18 protein-coding genes are annotated in these 20,635 nt (G+C 46.4%); 6 read left to right on the forward strand and 12 right to left on the reverse strand.

Translation table 11 applies throughout. The annotated features are described in order from the left end of the window. The first annotated feature begins 185 nt into the window (after positions 1-185). A complete protein-coding gene (locus ACOCLE_RS25900; protein WP_419534867.1) occupies positions 186-683 on the forward strand; it encodes a hypothetical protein in 498 nt (165 codons plus the stop codon). 74 nt (positions 684-757) lie between these two features. Here ACOCLE_RS25900 and ACOCLE_RS25905 read toward each other — a convergent pair whose 3' ends face one another. Both ACOCLE_RS25905 and ACOCLE_RS25910 read right to left on the reverse strand, forming a co-directional pair. Further along, positions 758-1,516 (reverse strand): hypothetical protein, encoded by a 759-nt coding sequence (locus ACOCLE_RS25905; RefSeq protein ID WP_419534868.1) that lies wholly within the window; start codon positions 1,514-1,516, stop codon positions 758-760. A 353-nt stretch (positions 1,517-1,869) separates the two neighbouring features. Beyond that, positions 1,870-2,334 (reverse strand): hypothetical protein, encoded by a 465-nt coding sequence (locus tag ACOCLE_RS25910; protein ID WP_419534869.1) that lies wholly within the window; start codon positions 2,332-2,334, stop codon positions 1,870-1,872. A 313-nt stretch (positions 2,335-2,647) separates the two neighbouring features. On the opposite strand from ACOCLE_RS25910, the gene ACOCLE_RS25915 reads away from it, so the two are divergent. From ACOCLE_RS25915 to ACOCLE_RS25930, 4 genes are all read left to right on the forward strand, one after another. Then, complete coding sequence (locus ACOCLE_RS25915; RefSeq protein ID WP_419534870.1) at positions 2,648-3,607, forward strand: LysR family transcriptional regulator; 960 nt, start codon at positions 2,648-2,650, stop codon at positions 3,605-3,607. A gap of 89 nt (positions 3,608-3,696) precedes the next feature. After that, the gene (locus tag ACOCLE_RS25920; RefSeq protein ID WP_419534871.1) at positions 3,697-4,326 is read left to right on the forward strand and encodes a hypothetical protein; all 630 of its coding nucleotides are present in this window, start codon (positions 3,697-3,699) and stop codon (positions 4,324-4,326) included. A 60-nt stretch (positions 4,327-4,386) separates the two neighbouring features. After that, positions 4,387-5,667, forward strand: coding sequence for an ISKra4 family transposase (locus tag ACOCLE_RS25925; protein WP_419532972.1), 1,281 nt, complete (start codon positions 4,387-4,389; stop codon positions 5,665-5,667). A 46-nt stretch (positions 5,668-5,713) separates the two neighbouring features. Beyond that, a complete protein-coding gene (locus tag ACOCLE_RS25930) occupies positions 5,714-6,322 on the forward strand; it encodes a hypothetical protein (RefSeq protein WP_419534872.1) in 609 nt (202 codons plus the stop codon). A 57-nt stretch (positions 6,323-6,379) separates the two neighbouring features. Here the strand turns inward: ACOCLE_RS25930 and ilvM are convergent, their stop codons facing one another. The 3 genes from ilvM to ACOCLE_RS25945 all read right to left on the reverse strand — a co-directional run bounded on the left by ilvM (position 6,380) and on the right by ACOCLE_RS25945 (position 9,914). Then, positions 6,380-6,640, reverse strand: a complete 261-nt coding sequence (gene ilvM, locus ACOCLE_RS25935) for an acetolactate synthase 2 small subunit (RefSeq protein WP_419534873.1) — start codon at positions 6,638-6,640, stop codon at positions 6,380-6,382. Further along, on the reverse strand, positions 6,637-8,292 hold the full coding sequence (gene ilvG, locus ACOCLE_RS25940; RefSeq protein ID WP_419534874.1) for an acetolactate synthase 2 catalytic subunit: 1,656 nt from the start codon (positions 8,290-8,292) through the stop codon (positions 6,637-6,639). The genes ilvM and ilvG overlap by 4 nt, the downstream gene beginning before the upstream one ends. A 344-nt stretch (positions 8,293-8,636) precedes the next feature. Next, the gene (locus ACOCLE_RS25945; RefSeq protein WP_419534875.1) at positions 8,637-9,914 is read right to left on the reverse strand and encodes a BamA/TamA family outer membrane protein; all 1,278 of its coding nucleotides are present in this window, start codon (positions 9,912-9,914) and stop codon (positions 8,637-8,639) included. 225 nt (positions 9,915-10,139) lie between these two features. Here ACOCLE_RS25945 and ACOCLE_RS25950 point away from each other — a divergent pair, with 225 nt between their 5' ends. Further along, a complete protein-coding gene (locus ACOCLE_RS25950) occupies positions 10,140-11,909 on the forward strand; it encodes a SufS family cysteine desulfurase (RefSeq protein ID WP_419534876.1) in 1,770 nt (589 codons plus the stop codon). Between the two features lie 531 nt (positions 11,910-12,440). Here the strand turns inward: ACOCLE_RS25950 and tcdA are convergent. From tcdA to tnpC (ACOCLE_RS25985), 7 genes are all read right to left on the reverse strand, one after another. Then, on the reverse strand, positions 12,441-13,241 hold the full coding sequence (tcdA, locus tag ACOCLE_RS25955) for a tRNA cyclic N6-threonylcarbamoyladenosine(37) synthase TcdA (protein ID WP_419534877.1): 801 nt from the start codon (positions 13,239-13,241) through the stop codon (positions 12,441-12,443). 58 nt (positions 13,242-13,299) lie between these two features. After that, the gene (locus ACOCLE_RS25960) at positions 13,300-14,400 is read right to left on the reverse strand and encodes an MFS transporter (protein WP_419537268.1); all 1,101 of its coding nucleotides are present in this window, start codon (positions 14,398-14,400) and stop codon (positions 13,300-13,302) included. Beyond that, on the reverse strand, positions 14,397-15,902 hold the full coding sequence (gene tnpC / locus ACOCLE_RS25965; RefSeq protein ID WP_419532963.1) for an IS66 family transposase: 1,506 nt from the start codon (positions 15,900-15,902) through the stop codon (positions 14,397-14,399). The genes ACOCLE_RS25960 and tnpC (ACOCLE_RS25965) overlap by 4 nt, the downstream gene beginning before the upstream one ends. A gap of 63 nt (positions 15,903-15,965) precedes the next feature. After that, positions 15,966-16,166 (reverse strand): hypothetical protein, encoded by a 201-nt coding sequence (locus ACOCLE_RS25970; RefSeq protein ID WP_419534878.1) that lies wholly within the window; start codon positions 16,164-16,166, stop codon positions 15,966-15,968. A 78-nt stretch (positions 16,167-16,244) separates the two neighbouring features. Further along, a complete protein-coding gene (locus tag ACOCLE_RS25975; protein WP_419534879.1) occupies positions 16,245-17,534 on the reverse strand; it encodes an MFS transporter in 1,290 nt (429 codons plus the stop codon). Between the two features lie 4 nt (positions 17,535-17,538). Further along, positions 17,539-18,831 (reverse strand): MFS transporter, encoded by a 1,293-nt coding sequence (locus ACOCLE_RS25980; protein ID WP_419534880.1) that lies wholly within the window; start codon positions 18,829-18,831, stop codon positions 17,539-17,541. Positions 18,832-19,094: 263 nt separating this feature from the next. After that, entirely contained in the window at positions 19,095-20,600 is a 1,506-nt protein-coding gene (gene tnpC / locus ACOCLE_RS25985; protein ID WP_419532963.1) for an IS66 family transposase, read from the reverse strand. Positions 20,601-20,635: the final 35 nt, after the last annotated feature.

Raw genomic sequence — 20,635 nt, forward strand, 5'->3', positions numbered from 1 at the left:
CCCTGGGTGGTTTTTTAAAGCAGACTTATCCAGAGTATCGAATCCAGTTATTTAAACAGCTTTCCGAGTTTGCCTTCAAACAAGGGCATGATTACTGGGGATGGCGTTTTATGGGTTGGGGGCTACATTATCTGGGGGACTTTTCCAACCCATACCATGTGATGCCGGTGCCGGGAAACAGTACCATGAAAACCCTCTGGGTTGGGCTGAAGAATATCATGGGTTTCCCGGAAGGACAGAATAACGCAATTCAACTGGCATCGAACCGGCATACGGTGCTTGAAGATTTTCAAAGTCTGGTGATGAGCCAGGCTTATGAAGAGAAAAACATTCAGCATCCAACCATTCAGGCTCTGACAAGGCAAAAGCCAGCCAGAGTTTATGAGGATAGCCATATTGTGACGGTAATTTCACAACAGGCCTATGATAAAGCCCATGATATTCATGAAGTGCTTGAACAGACCATGCCTGAACAATATGTGAATGACCCAGCAGTGGAATACTCAGAATTGAATGCTAAAGCTTCGCTGCAGGAAACGGTGTTAAAGACATCTGGGGAAGATGGTTTTCACAAGCTGATTAGCATTATTACGGATTTATTGGGTGGGTTTTCAGAGAATGGCGCCTCCTATGTTGAAGGGATATTAAGCACAAATAACCCAGAGAGTGTCAGCTCTTCTTAAATCCGCAGATTTTATTTAACCGCTCTCTGGGGTTTTGCATATTGGTAATGTCTGCTGCAGTACAGCAGCAGGCCTCAGTCGTCGTCAGGTAAGTCCGGGTCGGCCATTAAGGCTCCGATAAAGCTGGTTTTATCCGTGAAGTAATTGTCAATCACTATGGATGACAGGAACTTGATGAGTCTATGGTCGGCGATGCCTGGCTTGCTAACTGTCAAAAACCACTCATTGTCACTGTTAACGGATTTTTTTAGCGTCGCAACACCAACTGTAGAGGCTTCGGCAGAATAGATTTGCAGTTCCTTGTTCTTCAGATCAAGAGTTGCTGCGGCAAGAGTTTGCTGATCACTGTCTTGAAGGTAAAACTTCGCATCTTTCATCGTGACAGGGGTTGTTAAAATGTACCCCAGAGACTGACCGTTAGAGCCCCGTACATGGTAGCTGTGCCAGTATATATCCGGCATCACGGGTACATAGCTTGACCAGGTGAATTCAGTGGTTGCATCCCAAGTACCATCATTCTTGTAGAGGTCGTAGGTACCAAATACTCTGAGGGTGCGTTTCTTCAAGGTATTGTCGATGCCATTCTGTGAATCTTCAAACTGATAGTCGTATCCCAATAGACCACTGTCCGTTGTAATTCGGATACTGTATGGCTGTGTGACAGCCAAATGGCCATCATTTTCTATCAATACGGGATCCTTAGCAGCGGGGAGGCTGATCTCTGGTTCTGAAGCAACATTGATGCTCTCTTCTGCTTCAAAATTTTGGGCTAACACGCTTGTGGAAAGTGATATCAGTGCTATGTAGATAAAATTCGTGAATAAATTTCTCATTGCGATCCTATTCTCAGAATATAAAGGAATTTCGACCGATTCTTAGTCAATTGGTTCCTTTGTACAGTGGAGGGGGCTGTAGGCATGCTATGAGATCGTACTGCTGTGTTGCTCTGAGTCAGCTTGTTCTCGGAATTGTTCAAAAAATAAACAATTAGCTGTATTTCTTGAAAGCTCTGGCGGTCAGGATGTTATCCACAGGTCATTCAGTGGTTTGACCAATAAAGCTGTTGATGACTAAAGAATAAGCTATATAAAAACTATTTTTTATATTGTGCAGGTGAAAGAAATAAGCCCGGCGATGCCGGGCTTATTTCTTTATGGATTTGATCGGAAGTTGAGGAATTTACAGCTCAGTGACGAGTTTCACTGGCGGGTAAAATGTTTGGGTGATCCAACCAGTCTTCTGGATTGTCATCAATCGTATCAACAGCTTCTGCTTCTTCAAGCTCTCCTCGTGTCGCCAGTACGGCCAGCTCTTTTGCAAATTTCTGCAGAAGATTAATCACGTCATCACGATTGCTATTCAGGCTTTCATCAATTTCGATACTGAACAGAGGAGGAGCATCGTCAGCCAGCTCTTCCTCTTCTTTACGAATTAGAACCATCTGCAGGCCGGAAAACTCGTCATCACTGACTTCGGCCAGTTTAAAGGTAATGGACTGTGCTTCTCGAAGAATAGACAGCAGTTTCAGGGCTTCGGCAGCACTAAGATCTCCGGCATCCACACGGGCTTCGACATACTCTCTGGCAGAAAGGCCAGACGCAATGTAGTTGTCTACCAGATCTTGAATACTCTTGTACTTGTTTTGGCTCATAGACCCTCCTGACAGCTATTTCAGCTGATGCCTGACAAGAAATTTGTCAGACGCCAAGGCCAGATTCACCAGAGATAACTCTGGTTCCTGTTTCCAGTGTACCTGATTAGCGATGAATGTATAGGGATTAATACTGATGAAGTTGAAGTGATATGACTATAGTCTCATGGTTAGATTGGCTTGAGCCTTTAATCACCGGCTATGTTCTTTTCTCTAAGCAGATTTACTAGGCTCAACTGGCCACCAATAGAGCCTAAAGCTTTTTTGTTGTTTGGATGGTGCTTTCAACCGTTGGGGCGCTTGTTACAAAAGTATGAACTTGTACAGACTTAACCTGAATCTTTTGCCAGGCCTTAAGGCACTACTCGATACTCAAAGTGTTTCTCTTGCGGCAAAGCAGATGCATGTCACTCAGTCCGCCATGAGCCGGACGCTGGCCCAGTTGCGTGAAGCCCTGAATGATCCGATTCTTGTCAGGCAGGGAAATCGCATTTTTCTATCTGAAAAAGCATTGGCATTGAAAGATGATGTCAATCGTGTGGTGACTGAAGCCAGTACCATATTTGAAAATCAGCAGTTTGATCCCTGGATTACCGAAAAAAACTTCACAATTGCCGGGACTTACATTGTTCTTGAACAAATTCTGCCACAGATCCTTCACCAGTTCTGGAAGCAGGCACCTAATTTTAACTTTGAGCTATTACAGTTCAGCCCGCAACTGGATAAAAAACTGGAGGCTGGTCAGGTTGACCTAGTGCTTGGGTATGTAGGAAAGCCTCCTGCTGGTTTCAGCTATGTGCCACTGATGGAGGATAGTATCTGTGCCTTGGTGCATGAGGATCATCCTCTCGTAGATCAAGAGATTACCATTGAAGATCTTGAGCATTACTCAGTGATTCGCCACTCTTCATGGATGGGAAGCCCTCATTTCATCAGGGACTACCTGGAAGGTCTCAGTGAGAATATCCGTGTCGTTGCTAAAACTCCCAACCTGCCGATTGGGTTGCAACTGGTAAAGGACACCAGCCATATTCTGATTACTATGGAGAAAGCGGCTCGGTCCAACACTTATGTACAGAATATGAAGATGAAGACTCTGCCCGGTAAACCACCCAGGGTTAAGTACTATGTAGTTTGGCCTGAGTATTGGGAGCATAACCGAGCGCATCGCTGGTTTAGAGAATTCATTATCAACCGTTTTCGTCTCAAGCTGAAAGAGATGGACAGGCAGAATGCGTTAATTAACGATGAGCAGGTAATCGTTGCCCATTAACAAGTGGTCACTTTACCTCTTCAGGTTTTTCTCTGTAAATCAAAGGGGGATGTAACAGGATAACTATACTTGGCTTCCGGCATTAAGCGGTGGGTCAGTTTGTTATGCAGTTGCTTTCAGCGTTTGGTAAAGGCTATTTGCTCTTTCTTCTTTTTGTTTCTTGCCGCCTTTATTCAACAGAACCTGCCATTGAGGTTATCATCTCTGGAGCCAGTCATGCGGCAGGGGTAGAAAATGGCATTTCTAATCCTGATACTAACGGCGCTTTACAGGGCCTGCATGATGCCGGCGTTGTTAATGCCCCTCATCGGCTGATCTACTTCGGGCCTCAAAAAATTACCGAGGTCCCAAAGCTAATGGCCCACCATTCTGTCTATACAAATTTTCTTGAGAATGATCTTTTTCAATTTATTAAAGCCAGGCGTGCTGAAAATCAGGAAAATTATATTGGGGTCATCCTTCCTGAGTTTGTCTGGTTGCGATTGGTGACATCCTATAATCAGGACTCATTCTGCAAAATCAAAAGACATGATTTTGACCCCTTTATCAATAGAGAAGAATCCTCGTTGTTAGGGTTTCTCGGAGATTTCAAGAAAGCATTATTCGGACCGATTTATTATCACCTTCGGCATCGGCCTGAAAATATTTCCGAGAGCAGTATGGCGATCAAGAGTAGTCTGAAGGCGTCAATAGATCGGGTGCTCTCTCTGAATGATTGAAACAATAGTGCTCTATTTTCACAGCTACTATGGGAACACCACTCATAATAGTTAACTGTCATGCCCGCTTCTGTTATTTCCAGCTCTACCAAAAGCATCGTTTTGCAAATTGAAGTTTCTATAGATTCAGGCAACATGCTGAATCTTGAAGATAGTTTACAGCGTGCACTCAATGAAGCCGGGCAGCTTGGAACAAAAGAGTTATTGGGGCTATTTGAATCACCCAATAAAGAACCTATCGTCGTTAATCAGCAGAAGTGGAACTACAAAGGAAAGGTTCTTAAGCACTATGAAACCTTATACGGTCGTATACCTTTGGAGCGCTCCGTATATCAGGGTGTCAGAGGTGGCAGTACTCTGGCAGCACTTGATCTTCGTGCCGGTATTATTGGTTCAGCTACCCCCAAATTTGCCAAGTCTATCGCCTGGAAATACAGCCAGATGCCAGCGCCTGCGGTAAAAGAAGATTTTGAGACCAACCATCAAAGGACGCTTTCAAATTCTTATATCAAGCATTTATCGGACAGAGTAGGTGCATTAATTGAAGACCAGCAAGACACTCACTACCACCTTCCTCCACTAAAAGAGCCTGTTGAAACAATAGCCATTGGTCTGGATGGAACCTGCATGCTGCTTTGTGAAGAAGGCTGGAGGGAAGCCATGTGTGGGACATTGAGCCTATATTCTGCAGATGGAGACAGGCTCCACACGATATATACAGCCAGTTCGCCAGAGTATGGTAAACAAAGCTTTATGAGCAAGCTCGACGAGGAGATTGCAGATCTAAAACGACTCTACCCAAATGCCACATACATCGGGGTAGCTGACGGGGCTAGAGAAAACTGGAGTTATTTGAAACAACATACCTCTGGGCAGATACTCGATTTTTATCATGCATCTGAATATTTAGCTGGAGCAGCGGAAGCACTGTTTCCAACCAGTAAGGCGAAGCGACACCAGTGGCTTGAAGACAGGCTACATAGTTTGAAAAACAAGCGTGGAGCAGCCAAAAAAATCCTTCAGGAAATTGAATCAGCCGAGCTCCCGAAAAAGACAATCGCACTGACAGAGAAGCGCTACAAAGCTGTGAGCTATTTTACAAACAATCACCAGTTAATGAATTATCATCAGGCGCTTAAACGCCATTGGCCAATAGGTTCAGGAGTTACTGAAGCGGCTTGTAAGACTCTGGTAAAGCAACGATTATGTGGTTCTGGAATGAGGTGGAAAGCAACAGGAGCGGAAGTGCTTTTGACAACAAGAGCACTGATCCAGAGTAAGGGGCGCTGGGAACAACTTTGGTCTGAGTTCATGACTGGAAAGGTTGAAGCTAACCTATGAGTCAGTTATCAAATTGAGAGAGCACCCAATAGATCTGCTGGACAATATGGGAGAAAAGCTTGGTGCAGTATTTCTGGTTGTTGGACTCCCTCAGCAGTTTAAGGAAACAGGAGTCCTCAGAGGGAATTGCATCCATATTTATGAGCCTTTGGTCAATATTATACCAAATGATGACCAGACACTGGTCCGGCACTATCTGACTTTCTGGCTTTTATCTTCACCCGGTGAAATGGAAAAATTGCCAGATATACAAAACTGGATAAACCATCCTCCTTGTTTTCAGAATGGTTTGGTTGAGGAAATCAATGAACTTGTTCAGTCTTATTCACATAATAAAAAGTACGTCCGCTTTTATGATATGGGCGGTTATCTGAAGCAATATGGCGACAAGCTGGCGTTGAAATTGTCTGAATCTCAGTGGGTACTGTTCAAACTGAATCGTATTTTTAATCAGAGTGAGAAAAGTCCGCTTCATTTATACAAAGGGGCTTATGACTTAACTGCAATATTATACCTTGAGGCTCTGTCTTTATTAGTGAGTGAGTCATTACGGGGCGATACTTCAGGTCTTATTCACCAAGGGCGGCGAGAAGAGCTGATTTTGAGAAAAAAAATCGAGTTTCAGGGGGAAATGGTTGATAGCCCCTTTAAATGAGTTGGTGTGAGTATCGTTTATATCTGGCCAAGCCATGACAGCCTGACCAGAGGTGAATTAATAGCTGATGGCAGCATGATTGGATGCGGTATCAATGCATCTCAAGGCAACCACATCATGAAGTTTTTCAACCTGAGTAATGAGAAGGTGAGCTGGTCGGAGGCTGGAGACACTCATGGATAGCTCAATTTTCTCACCGCAGTTTGAGGGAGCCATGCTCATGCTGTTGAGAGTGAACCCCCTGTGTCGGATGACTCTGAGTACCCGCTCTACAACGTCTGGTTGTTTATGGCATTGCATATGTAACTGGAAACTCATGAGCGTTTCTCCAACATTTCATGATTAGAGGCTCCTGGTGGAACCAGAGGCCATACGTTTTCCATGGCATCGATGCGAACGTGAAGCAGCCATGGGCCATTCACATTCAGCATCTCATCCAGAGCGGAAGGCACTTCATTGCGGTGGGTTATGGTTCTGCCACCGATGCCAAAGGCATTGGCCAGCGTAATAAAGTCAGGGTTGTCAGAAAGATCGGTTTCGCTGTAACGGCCTTCATAAAATAGCTCCTGCCACTGGCGTACCATGCCCAGCTTCTGGTTATCCAGCAGAATGATTTTGATTGGCAACTGTCTTCTTCTTATGGTGTTCAGCTCTTGAACATTCATCATGAACGATCCATCACCGGATACCAGGGTAACGGTATCACCCGGCCTTGCTATGGCAGCACCGATGGCGGCAGGCAGACCAAAGCCCATGGTACCCAGACCTCCACTGGTCAAATGGTTACGGGTGTGATGGAAGGCCATATGCTGGGCAACCCACATTTGATGCTGCCCTACATCGCAGCTGATGATGGCATTATCAGGTAATTTCCGGGATAACTGGTTGAGCAGATGCGGTGCATAAATATCTTCACCAGGTTTGTCGTATTGCCATTGATACTCTGCTTTGAGTTGCTGACAGTGGCAAAGCCACTCGTTGACGGGTAAAGCAGACGACAGTTCTTTCAGTACCCATTGCATGGGCTGATGAAAGACGACATTTGCAGCTCTGCGTTTGTGGACTTCTGCAGGGTCAATATCTATGTGAATAACCTTGGCATCAGGGGCAAATGTGTCCAGTTTTCCCGTAACCCGGTCATCGAAACGAGCACCCACCACAATTAATAAATCACACAGTTGTACTGCAGTGTTAGCTGCCTGGTTGCCATGCATCCCCAGCATTCCAAGATAACCCTCGTTATCCAGATTTACGGTACCAAGCCCTTTTAACGTACAGACACTCGGCAGACCGGTAACTTTTAGAAAATGACGCAGTTCTTCCGTGGCATGAGCCATATTCACTCCACCACCGATATAGGCGATGGGGCGTGATGTTGACAGCATGAGTTCCTGAGCTTTATGAAGGTTTTCATAGGCTGCCTTATCAGGGGTGAAGCCGTTCGAAACCAGATCAAGAGGTGGGTGCCAGCTGGCGGGAGCCTGTTGTATATCTTTGGGAATATCCACAAGTACGGGGCCGGGTCGCCCAGAATTAGCCAGAGTAAATGCCTGATGAAGGGTCTGGCAAAGCATGTCTGGTTCTGTCACCAGAAAACTGTGCTTGGTGCAGGCCATGGACAGCCCCAGGATGTCTATCTCCTGAAAGGCATCAGTACCAATAGCATTGGTGGGTACCTGGCCGGTAATGGCAACAATGGGAACGGAATCCATCATCGCATCCGCCAGTGCGGTAATCAGGTTGGTTGCACCAGGGCCTGAAGTGGCAATACAGACACCGGTTCGGTGGCTTGAGCGAGCATAACCAATCGCGGAGAAACCGGCTCCCTGCTCATGGCGGCAGAGAAGGTGCTCAATGGGGGAATCAAGAAGAGCGTCATACACCGGCATAATGGTGCCGCCGGGATAACCAAAAACGGTATCAACACCGTGGTGTACCAGGGTTTGTACGATTGCTTCAGCGCCATTCATATCGATTATCCCCTGGCTGCCAGATTCTGAGGGTAATCGCTTCAGATAGAATGACAGGCAGGGTAATGACAGACAGGATGATCAGGTTGAGCATGACTTTTCTCCTTCTCCAGATATAAAAAAACCCCCGGACCTTTCGGTGCGGGGGTTTTGTAGATGCTGTTTCTTCAGCCCACAAAGCCACCCGCGGTGATAATAATCACCACGTTTAGAATGACTAGCTGGCTCAGGGCTGAAGGCATGATCTGTTTACCAAAATTCGTTTGTCAGATTTAAATACTTAACGTATTGGTTTTTATAGCACAGCATTATTTGCAGTGCCAGAATCTTAGCTTCCGTGTTATTTAAAATGGCTGATTCACGAAGACTCGGAAAAACGTCTCTTCATCACCGCTGGCTATTTCGGTTCTAACGGTAACCCCCTCAACCCGGAACCGGATGCCGCCACCAAAGCTGGTTTTCATATCCTGATGCAACTCTTGAACGTCAAAGTCGTCGGCAACTCGCCCTGCATCCATAAACAGAGTCCATTGCCACCAGGGTATATCGTAGAGTGGACCAATAATTGGCATGTCTTCCAGAGGCTGCCACTTTGGCATCATGCGATATTCGATGCTGTAGGAAACGGCTGAACGGCCGTAAAAGCGGTCTGAGCCATAACCGCGCAGTTTATCCCAGCCACCCAGATTGATGCCTGCAAAGGAGGGCGGACGTCGGAAGACGTCTTCCCCATTAACGGTTACCGTATCGTTCCATGTAGGGGTATCAGCTACCCAGGCATTTAAGGCCAGTACCTGCTGGTCCATCAGGTCGTTGCTGCCCAGACTGAAGAATTTACTGAACTCAAACTCAACCGTAGACCAGTCTGGTCGGTCTTCACTGCCCCAGTCATAGGTATAGGTGAATGATGTCCGGCTGCCACGGGTGGGTAAATGGCTGGAATTACGGTTGTCATACTCCAGAGTCAGGCGAATACCGGCAGACTCATCGGCTTCATGTTCCGGCTGGAACTCATCAAGTCGTTGACTCTTGTAATAGGGCTGCAGCTCCAGAGAGGTGATTCCGGTCGTTAATGGGTTCCAGTAGGTTCTGCTGCTTTCATAGCCTCTGGATTTTTTCGCCATGGCCGCAAGTGCGCCATCCTTACCATCGCCAATCGGGAGGATGTACTGGAAATGAGCCTGATAGTGTTGCTCACGTCCTCCGGTGCGGACTGAGTTCTCGAGACTGGAATCATTACTCCCTGGTTTCTCATTCGGGTAGTTCGGGTTACCAGGCAGGAAATAATTGGTTTCAGCCAGGCTGGATTCCAGAACACTGAAATCCATCTGCCAATGGTCAAGGCCCGGAACCATCACATTATAAAGACCCAGATAGCCCATTTTGGTGCCATTGCTTGACCCTATCACGGTTCCAAACAGCGTCATCTGAGGCTGTATCAGACCTTTTACAACACCCGCTCCACCAAAAGCCATTCCCCAGTCTTCAGAACTGAAAAGAAACGGCGCTCCAATGGCTTCTTTGTATAGAGACTCAGATTTGGCTGAATCGCCGGCCGCAACAACGCAGCTGTTCAGTAAAGTGAGAAGCCCCAGGGTGAGTGTTCTTTTCGTTCCAATCATTCCGCAAAAAATTCCTGATATCCCTGATGGGTGTTCCTGGTAATTGTTTGAATAACCAAGTTTATTTGTGGGTATGTCTTAAATCTGTCATCAGCTAATGAGTGCTATGAGTGGTGGCTGATGTAATGGCTGTATTATCAATACTTGGAAGGATTTCTAAATACGGTATTGCCTCAGTTTACCCGGCCTTTAAAATGACCAGCTGATTTCAGGGGCATGATCATCATGAAGGTCACTATGAAAGGCCAGGCCGACACGAAACCCACTCTTTTGGATCTTGAGAGTATCCGTCAGCAGTTTCCATTGCTTTCACGGGCAGTGCATGGCCATCCGCTGGTCTATTTGGACAATGCAGCTACCACACAGAAGCCGGTGACAGTTATTGAGTCAGTAGACCGGTATTATCGAGAGCAGAATGCCAACGTGCATCGAGCAGCGCACTTCCTGAGTGCCTGTACGACCCATGCGTTTGAAGCAGCCAGAGAAACCACCCGCCATTTCATTAATGCCCGTTTTGCTGAAGAGATTATCTGGACCCGGGGGGCGACTGAGGCCATCAATCTGGTGGCCAACAGTTGGGGACGCAGATTAAAGGCTGATGATGAGATTATTCTGAGTCGCCTTGAGCATCATGCCAATATCGTTCCCTGGCAACTGCTGACTGAAGCTACGGGTGCAACCATCAGGGTGGTTGAGCTGGATGATGCTGGCAATCTGGATATGCAACAGTTCCAGCAGTTGTTGTCGGATAAAACCAGGCTGGTGGCAATTGCTCATACATCAAATGCCATCGGTACCATTACGCCGGTTAAAGAGCTCATTGAGTTTGCCCATCATGCCGGTGCCCTGGTTCTGGTGGACGGCTCTCAGGCTGTAGCCCATCAGAAAGTCGATGTTCAGGCTTTGGGGGCGGACTTTTATGTTTTCTCTGGCCATAAAGTCTATGGCTCTACGGGAATAGGTGTTCTGTATGGGCGAAGGGAGCTATTGGAAAATATGCCTCCCTGGCAGGGTGGTGGTGAGATGATTGAGCGTGTCAGCTTTTCAGGTACTCGCTTTAATAGCCTACCTTTCAAATTTGAGGCAGGAACGCCCAATATTGCTGGTGCTATTGGTTTAGGCAAAGCGCTGGAGTTTTTGGCAGGTATTGATTTTGCAGCCGTAAATGCTCATGAAAGTCAGCTGCGTAAGCTGGTGGAAGAGGGCTTAATCCAGATAAACGGCATCCGTCTGATTGGTCTGGCAGAGCAGAAAGCTCCCGTCGTGTCGTTTATATCCAATGAACATCATAATCAGGACATCGGTCTGATACTTGATCAACAGGGAATAGCCGTGAGAACCGGGCATCATTGTGCCATGCCCCTGATGGAGAGTCTGAACCTCAATGGGACGGTCCGAGCCTCTTTTGCCCTCTATAACACCATAGATGAGGCGAGAGCTTTTGTTGATGCCATGGAAAAGCTCCACCATTCGCCACTGTATAATGCCCACCCTGAAGCGAACAGTGATAAGGGTGATGAATCGGGTAGTCCCCGGGCCGTGATCACTGAAGCAACTGACCTGCCAGAGATCTTTCGTCAGCAGGCTCCGGATCTTGTCACGATAGCAGAACGTTTGAGTGGGCTTTCAGGCTGGCAGGAACGCTATCGCCAGATCATGCTGATGGGCAAAGAATTGCCTGTAGTGTCGGGTGAGTGGAAAAGTGATGACGCTCGACTCCATGGTTGCGAAAGCAGTGTCTGGCTGCATTACCACTACGATGATGAAACCATGCGCCTTTACTTTATCGCTGACTCCGATGCGAGAGTGATCCGGGGGCTCATCGCCATTGTTCTGGCCGTATTCTCAGGCAAAACACCGGAAGAAATTGAAGGGGAGGATATAGAAGACTGGTTTCGTGAGTTGGACCTGTTTAATCATTTGAGCCCATCCAGAGGTAATGGACTCAAAGCGATTGTCAGAGAAATTCAGGCGATTGCTCATCGTTATCGGTAGATCAAACCTTGCTGAATTTTTCATGACAATTGTTCGTCACCTTCCAAGCTCAGAGCTACTGAGGCACAGAGGAATCGTTTTTTCTTTGCTCTGTGTCTCAGTGGAGAAAAACTACTTGGGCTTTTAAAACTAGACCACTTTAGATTCTGCAATATAGATAATGCATACAGATAATGTAATAAAAATAATTAGGTACGCGCAGAACACTTTAAAAAAAACAAGTCTATCTTTTTTTCCTCTTTCACTTAAAAGAGAAGTGTTAATCAAAAACATCGGGAAAAAAAATGATAACAACCCGCTCTTGCCTTTGGAGTCTTCATAGAGTCTTTTCCATAAATAAACCAACCACAAAAACAAAATAAAACAAAGTAACCAGGCTATACTTAAAAAGGTGTCCAATTTCTAATCCCTCAGCAGCTTAAGACTAAAACATTTCATTGAATGAAAAACGTGATGTAAATTCAGCTGGATGATCTGGAGTCATTCCCACGCAGAGCATGGGAACGATGAAGGCCTTTTTCTGAACGGTTATTAATCAGCCTTGGTCAACTTCTCAACAATTCGAGCAGCGGCAACAAAACCGAAGGTGGCGGTCACTGCGGTGGCCGCGCCAAAACCACTGGAACAATCCATTTTCATTGAGCCTTCACCGCTTGGTTTGGTCTGGCAGATAGTGCCATCAGCCTGTGGATAAACGGCCTGCTCTGTCGAAAACACACAGTCGACACCAAACTTCCGCTTGGTATTTTTGCTGAAACCATGACGGTCACGAAGCTGGTTGCGCACTTTTCTAGCCAGAGGGTCGTGCCAGGTTTTGGTCAGATCGGTGATCTGAATCTGCGTCGGATCCATCTGTCCGCCAGCACCGCCGGTGGTGATGATTTTGATTTTGCTGCGTTTACAGTGAGCGATCAGCGCCGCCTTAACCCGAAAGCTGTCGATGGCATCCAGCACATAATCAAACTCGCTGGTAATCAGTTCCTGAAGGTTATCTTCTGCAATAAAGTCTTCAATGGTCTGACATTCACACTCGGGGTTTATCTGAGCGATACGTTCGGCGATCACTTCAACTTTCGAGCGGCCAATGGTGTCCGTCAGAGCATGCAATTGACGATTGGTATTGGTGATACAAATGTCATCCAGGTCAATCAGTGTGATTTTACCCACCGCCGTTCTGGCCAGAGCTTCTGCTGCCCAGGAGCCAACACCACCGATACCGATGACGCAGACATGGGACTGGCGAAGCTTTTCAACGGCACTGTTACCATATAAGCGGCGAATACCGCCGAACCGGTCATTGAAGCTGTCACTGGGGGAGGAGGTTGCTGCCATGAAACGTGTCTCATGAAAAATGACGGCGATTATAATATCAAGTGGCTGTGTGGTTAAATTACTCTGTCTGGATCGCGTTGGCTGGCTGAGTAGCTTGGAATAAATAACAGGCAGCAAGACCACAGAATCCACTTAAAGCCAGATAGTATCCCGGTGCTGAGAGCGTGCCCGTTGTATTGATCAGCGCCATGGCTATTAGTGGTGTCAGTCCGCCAAAAATGGCAAAGCAGGCATTGTAAGAAAAGGCCACGCCTGAGTAGCGAATAGATGTGGGAAATACCTTGCTTAATAGCAAAGGCGCGATCCCCGTCACTGTGCCCATTGGCACAGCGCATAATAACATGACCCAGAATACCGAAGCATGAAAGTCCACATACGCTGAGAAAATGGGAAGTGAACAACAAATGACGGTAAAACTGCCAGCAGCCATTAATGCAAGTTTATACTTCGAACTGTTATGCCGATCTGCCAGCCACCCAATCAGTATAAATAGAAGTGTTGAGGCGATGATGCCAAGGCTGCTCGCATTAGAGACCTCTTCCGGTTCATAGTTTAGTAACCGTGTCAGATAGCTTTGGGTGAACAGATATAGCAAGGACATACCTACAGCAACAGGAACAATCAGTAGAATACCTGTCATGATACTGGTTTTATAAGACTTCAGAAGAATCAGCACTGGAATTTGCTGGCGCTGCCTGCTTTGGTTGAGCTCTGCAAATAAAGGGGATTCATGAAAGTGCTTTCTGACCAGATAGCTGAATAACCCCAGAATACCGCCAAACCAGAAGGGGAGACGCCAACCCCATTCCTCCATGGTGTCAGTGCCAAGCCATTCAATTAGGAAACTGTGGACCATCGAACCCAGCACAAAGCCATTGACCAGGGCCGTGAATAGCAGGCTGATCACCAGCCCCTGGTGTTTACCGGTGCTCTCGCTGAGGTAGGTAATGGCGCCGGGAATTTCACCACCAATGGAGAATCCCTGTATCAACCTGAGAATAGTGATCAGAATGGGAGCCCAGATACCTATTTGATGATAAGTGGGCAAACAGCCAATAAGTGCAGTCGAGAGCGCCATAATGAGCACGGTGGCTGCAAAGGTTTTTTTTCTGCCATAACGGTCGCCCAGATGGCCAAACAGTAATCCTCCCGTAACTATTCAGCACCCAGCAAAGGCGTATTGTTGTAATTTCGAACCGCTTTAAGAAGCGCCTGAAATATGTTCAACCCCTGCTTTTTAGCAGATGATAAATAGCTTCGGATTCGGGTAAACATGGTACCTCCGTCTTCGCTTCTGAAGCAGCCTGAGATCTTCTGCTTAAGTTTGGCCATCCTGGCATCACGTTCACTGCCATTGTTATCGAAGGGAATTGAAAAGTCCGACATGAAGCGCAACGTTTCAACCTTAAACTCAATAAGCCTTTTGAACAGGTTGTAGGCCTTGGTATTCCTGACCTTCTTACGTCCAAGCACCTGTCGTTGTTTTTCCATATAAGCGGTTTCCTTCGTGAGAGCCCTTTGAAGGATTTGGTCGTATATCGTCTCAATGCGAAGCTGTATTGCACCAGGCATTTGAGTCAGACCGGCTGCTTTGTATTTCTTGCAGAAGTGCCAGGAGAGCGTAAGCAATTTCATCAGCCGCAGAGCCAGCTTATTCGCATCCCTATCGACAACTCCCTGAAGCTCTCTCAGATGATGGGCATTACAAAGCACATGCACTGCCGCATAGGCAAAGTAGGACTTCCAATGATCGTGAACCAGAATGCCTGCAAAAGTCAGCAGGATGCCCATTGCATCCATTGCTTCACAACCTCGCCTTTCTGAGAGGTAGTAAAGCGTCCATTGGTCATCTCGCATAATGTGTAACCACCACAGTGAACCGTCAACCCGCATGCCAGTTTCATCCGCTCCTGCAACCGGACTTTCTTGTAAAGCATCGCGGATACTCTGCTCAGTAGAGGCCAGGTTCTCATGGGTATAGGCAACAAAATTGGCAACAGAGCCTGCGCTGACACTCATGCAATAAATAGTATTGAAATACTCAGACACCCGGTGATATGGGATGAAGTGATACTGGTTTAAATGAACAGCCATTGCCTGAGTCACTTCTCCGTATTGAGCAGCGGCTTTCACTCCTTGGGGAAACTCAGCGGTGTTCCGTTTACCACAAGGACATACTTTAACGTCTGCCCAGTACGCGGTAACTTCAAATTCTCCGGGTCTACCTGGATCAAAAACCTGTCGCTCAATGTATTTGGTGGGTTTAATATCGATAAGCGAAGACTGGCAACAGCAACATTTTTCAACCTTCAGATGCCTGACATAATCGGGTAAGGCGACACGTCTCAAACAAGAGCCTTGATGACCTTTCTGGCCACCTGGTTTATTGCCTGAAGATGGTCTAAGGCTTTTGGGGTTCGGTGTTTCCTGTGAGGAGCAGGGGGCTTCTTTGGAAGATGTATCACCTTTATCACTCCCTTTTTTACTGGGCTTTTGATAACCATCTGACGATGGTGGCTTACTACTGTTTTGACTGTTTTTATTAACCCTTTCTTCCAGTTCGCTGCAACGTTCCCGTAAAAGCGCATTCTCGGTCCGAAGCTCTTCATTCTCTTTAAGGAGAGCTTCGGTAAACGGAGTAGCTGGGAAGTCTGGTTCCATACTGGAGATTTGTTAGAAAAATTGAGTATAAGATGATGGTCGAAAAATCAGAAAATTCCAGATTTATATGAAGGGTGCTGAATAGTTACATCCTCCCAAAGGTCTGGAAAAATAACCCACAGAAAAGGTGGCAAAGGTGGCAAGCAGGGAGGTGTTGGCATCGTGACCGGGGAAGAACTGTTCTGAGAGATAACCTGCCATCAGCGCGTAGATGATGAAGTCATAAAACTCCAGAAGGCCGCCCAGTGAGGTGATCCAGACCAATGTTATTTCGTTTTTTCTAAGCACTGCTGCACCAGAAGAGTTGGCAAACTAGTCAGTGTAGATGAGTTCGTCGTGGTGTCACTGAGGTGCTGTGCACTGCGAACTTGTCGTGGAGCTTGTTTTTCTCAGCAGATAACATCCCGCTAGGCCGCATATAGCACAGAAAATCAGATAGAGTACCGGTGCGGAAAGGTCGCTGCTCATTTTGATCAGAGTCATGGCAATAACTGGGGTTAATCCTCCAAAAGTGGCCAGACAGATGTTATAAGAAAGTGCTACCCCGGAATAACGGATACTCACGGGAAACGTAGTACTCAGAAGTAGTGGCCCAATCACTGCAACAGAGCCATAAGCCAGACCGCTTATCAGGATAGCGGTGAAGAGTGATAACTGATTTACATAAATATGGAAGATGGCGAGTGATAGTGGAATAACCAGCAGGCAGAAGCCTCTCATCAGTTTGATTGAATGATTTGTATGCAGGTCTCTATCGGCAAGCCAGCCTGTGAAAATGCACGTAGCAATTGACATCAAAGTTCCTGCAATGCTGGCAACCGTTACCGCGCTGCTTTGGTAGAACAGAAGCTGGGTAAGATAACTTTGGGTGAATAAAAATAGTAAAGACATGCAACCAGTGGCTGGAATGATCAAAAGTATTCCGGTAGCAATGGATCGTTTGTGATATTTCAGTAATACCAGCGCAGGGATCTGTTGCTGTTGTTTCTCTCTGTTCAGCTTCAGAAAGAGGGCCGACTCATTAATGTGTTTTCTTATGAAGTAACTGAAAATACCCAGTCCTCCGCCAACCCAGAAAGGAATTCTCCAGCCCCATTCTTTCATGGCCTCATTGCCAATAGTGTCGAGAAGTGAGCTATGGATAAAGCTCCCAAAGATAAAACCACTCAATAAGCCGGAGATTAATAGACCAATAATAAGCCCCTGATGTTTCGGATTGCTTTCACTGAGAAAAGTGATGGCGCCGGGGATTTCACCGCCAATAGAAAAACCCTGGGCCAGTCTGAGAAGTGTCATCAGAAAAGGTGCCCAGATTCCAATTTGTGAATAGGTGGGAAGGCATCCCATTAGCGCTGTTGAAACCGCCATAATCAGAACGCTAACAGAGAACGTCTGTTTCCGGCCATATCGATCGCCAAAATGGCCAAAAACAAGACCTCCCAGAGGACGAGAGAAGTAACCAACCGAAAAAGTCGCAAATGTGGTCAATAAGGAAGTCAGGGGGTCCGTGCCCGGAAAAAACTGATCGGCAAGGTATCCAGCCATCAAGGCAAAAACACTGAAGTCATAGTATTCCAGTAAACCTCCAAGAGCGGTTATCCAGATAAGCTTTGAGTCACTTTTATTGATCATTGTTCTAGCCAGCCTGTTCAGACTGAGAGCTTTGTCGGTAAGGGTATGATTTCAAAAGATAGCAGGCAGTCAGGCCACAAAAGCCGCTGAAGGCGAGATAGTAAGACGGCGAAATAAGGTTGCCTGTGGTTTTAATCAGTGCCATGGCAATCACTGGTGCCAGTCCACCAAAGCTGGCTAGTGCAACATTAAAGGAAAGTGCAATACCGGAGTATCGGACAGAGATCGGAAAGGTTTTACTGAGCAGCAGAGTGCTCATTGTCATCACTGGGCCAAAAAGCAGGCTACTGAAAAGGGCAACGGTGTATGCTGATAACTGATAATCAGCATAGGCCTTAAAAATTGGGAGGGCGCTAAAAACAATTAACAGGCAGGCAGCTGACATTAATAATATATGCCAACTGATTTCTTTTCGTTTATCGGCAGTCCAGCCGGCAAGAATCGCAATAGCGACAGAGGATAAAATTCCCAGGCATCCAGCCGTTGTTACTGTTTGTGCATCATAGTGGATAAGTTGGGTCAGATAGCTTTGAGAAAACAGAAATAGCAATGACATGGTGACAATGGAGGGGGCGACAAGAAATATGCCTACCAGTACTGCTTTCTTATGCGATTTAATTAATATCAGCAGTGGAATTTGTTGTCGCAACTTTTGGCTGTCTAGTGCTAGAAACAGTTTGGATTCATGAATATGTTTTCTAATGAAGTAGCTGAAAATGCCCAGCGTCCCACCCAGCCAGAAAGGTAGCCGCCATCCCCAGTTTTGCATGCTTTGCGGGTTTAAGCAGTGAGTCAAAAGGCTGTGGATCAGGTGGCCCAATAACAAGCCATTGAGTATGCCGAACAATAGCAGGCTGATGATAAGTCCAGGATGTTTCTGGTTGCTCTCACTTAATAAGGTAATGGCTCCGGGAATTTCTCCCCCAATCGAGAAGCCCTGTATTAATCGAAGGAATATCAAGAGTATCGGGGCCCAAATACCAATTTCTGTATAAGAAGGAAGGCACCCTATCAGTGTGGTAGAAAGCGCCATAACCAGAACCGTAACGGCGAAAGTATATTTACGCCCGTGACGGTCTCCCAGGTGCCCAAACAGCAAACCGCCTAACGGCCGGGAGAGGTATCCCACTGAGAAGGTGGCAAATGTTGTCAGTAAGGAGGTATGAGGGTCGGAGCTTGGGAAAAAATTATTTGCCAGATATCCAGCCATCAAGGCAAAAATAATGAAGTCATAATATTCCAGTAGCCCTCCAAGAGCGGTAATGCCCACAAGTCTGACTTCACTTTTATTCAGCACGTTCTTACCTGATGAATAAGGAAAAGAGTGAGTCTAGATGAGTTTTGAAAAACTGCGTAAGTGCTGAGCTATCTGTGATTCTATTTTGAATTTCATGCATGTGGACTAAGAATTACACCGTTGAAAAGTTACAGAATGAGTTAACCAACCTTTGATCAAATAAAAATAGTAACGGAAGGAAAACTCATGGCCTGGTATACCGGAGATGTGTTTTACGACACGGCATTGCTGGCTGGCTTTGCTTACGTGTTGATTATTGGTAACTATTCAGCACCCAGCAAAGGCGTATTGTTGTAATTTCGAACCGCTTTAAGAAGCGCCTGAAATATGTTCAACCCCTGCTTTTTAGCAGATGATAAATAGCTTCGGATTCGGGTAAACATGGTACCTCCGTCTTCGCTTCTGAAGCAGCCTGAGATCTTCTGCTTAAGTTTGGCCATCCTGGCATCACGTTCACTGCCATTGTTATCGAAGGGAATTGAAAAGTCCGACATGAAGCGCAACGTTTCAACCTTAAACTCAATAAGCCTTTTGAACAGGTTGTAGGCCTTGGTATTCCTGACCTTCTTACGTCCAAGCACCTGTCGTTGTTTTTCCATATAAGCGGTTTCCTTCGTGAGAGCCCTTTGAAGGATTTGGTCGTATATCGTCTCAATGCGAAGCTGTATTGCACCAGGCATTTGAGTCAGACCGGCTGCTTTGTATTTCTTGCAGAAGTGCCAGGAGAGCGTAAGCAATTTCATCAGCCGCAGAGCCAGCTTATTCGCATCCCTATCGACAACTCCCTGAAGCTCTCTCAGATGATGGGCATTACAAAGCACATGCACTGCCGCATAGGCAAAGTAGGACTTCCAATGATCGTGAACCAGAATGCCTGCAAAAGTCAGCAGGATGCCCATTGCATCCATTGCTTCACAACCTCGCCTTTCTGAGAGGTAGTAAAGCGTCCATTGGTCATCTCGCATAATGTGTAACCACCACAGTGAACCGTCAACCCGCATGCCAGTTTCATCCGCTCCTGCAACCGGACTTTCTTGTAAAGCATCGCGGATACTCTGCTCAGTAGAGGCCAGGTTCTCATGGGTATAGGCAACAAAATTGGCAACAGAGCCTGCGCTGACACTCATGCAATAAATAGTATTGAAATACTCAGACACCCGGTGATATGGGATGAAGTGATACTGGTTTAAATGAACAGCCATTGCCTGAGTCACTTCTCCGTATTGAGCAGCGGCTTTCACTCCTTGGGGAAACTCAGCGGTGTTCCGTTTACCACAAGGACATACTTTAACGTCTGCCCAGTACGCGGTAACTTCAAATTCTCCGGGTCTACCTGGATCAAAAACCTGTCGCTCAATGTATTTGGTGGGTTTAATATCGATAAGCGAAGACTGGCAACAGCAACATTTTTCAACCTTCAGATGCCTGACATAATCGGGTAAGGCGACACGTCTCAAACAAGAGCCTTGATGACCTTTCTGGCCACCTGGTTTATTGCCTGAAGATGGTCTAAGGCTTTTGGGGTTCGGTGTTTCCTGTGAGGAGCAGGGGGCTTCTTTGGAAGATGTATCACCTTTATCACTCCCTTTTTTACTGGGCTTTTGATAACCATCTGACGATGGTGGCTTACTACTGTTTTGACTGTTTTTATTAACCCTTTCTTCCAGTTCGCTGCAACGTTCCCGTAAAAGCGCATTCTCGGTCCGAAGCTCTTCATTCTCTTTAAGGAGAGCTTCGGTAAACGGAGTAGCTGGGAAGTCTGGTTCCATACTGGAGATTTGTTAGAAAAATTGAGTATAAGATG

Source organism: Endozoicomonas sp. (genome assembly GCF_965196975.1).
Taxonomy (GTDB): Bacteria; Pseudomonadota; Gammaproteobacteria; order Pseudomonadales; family Endozoicomonadaceae; genus Endozoicomonas.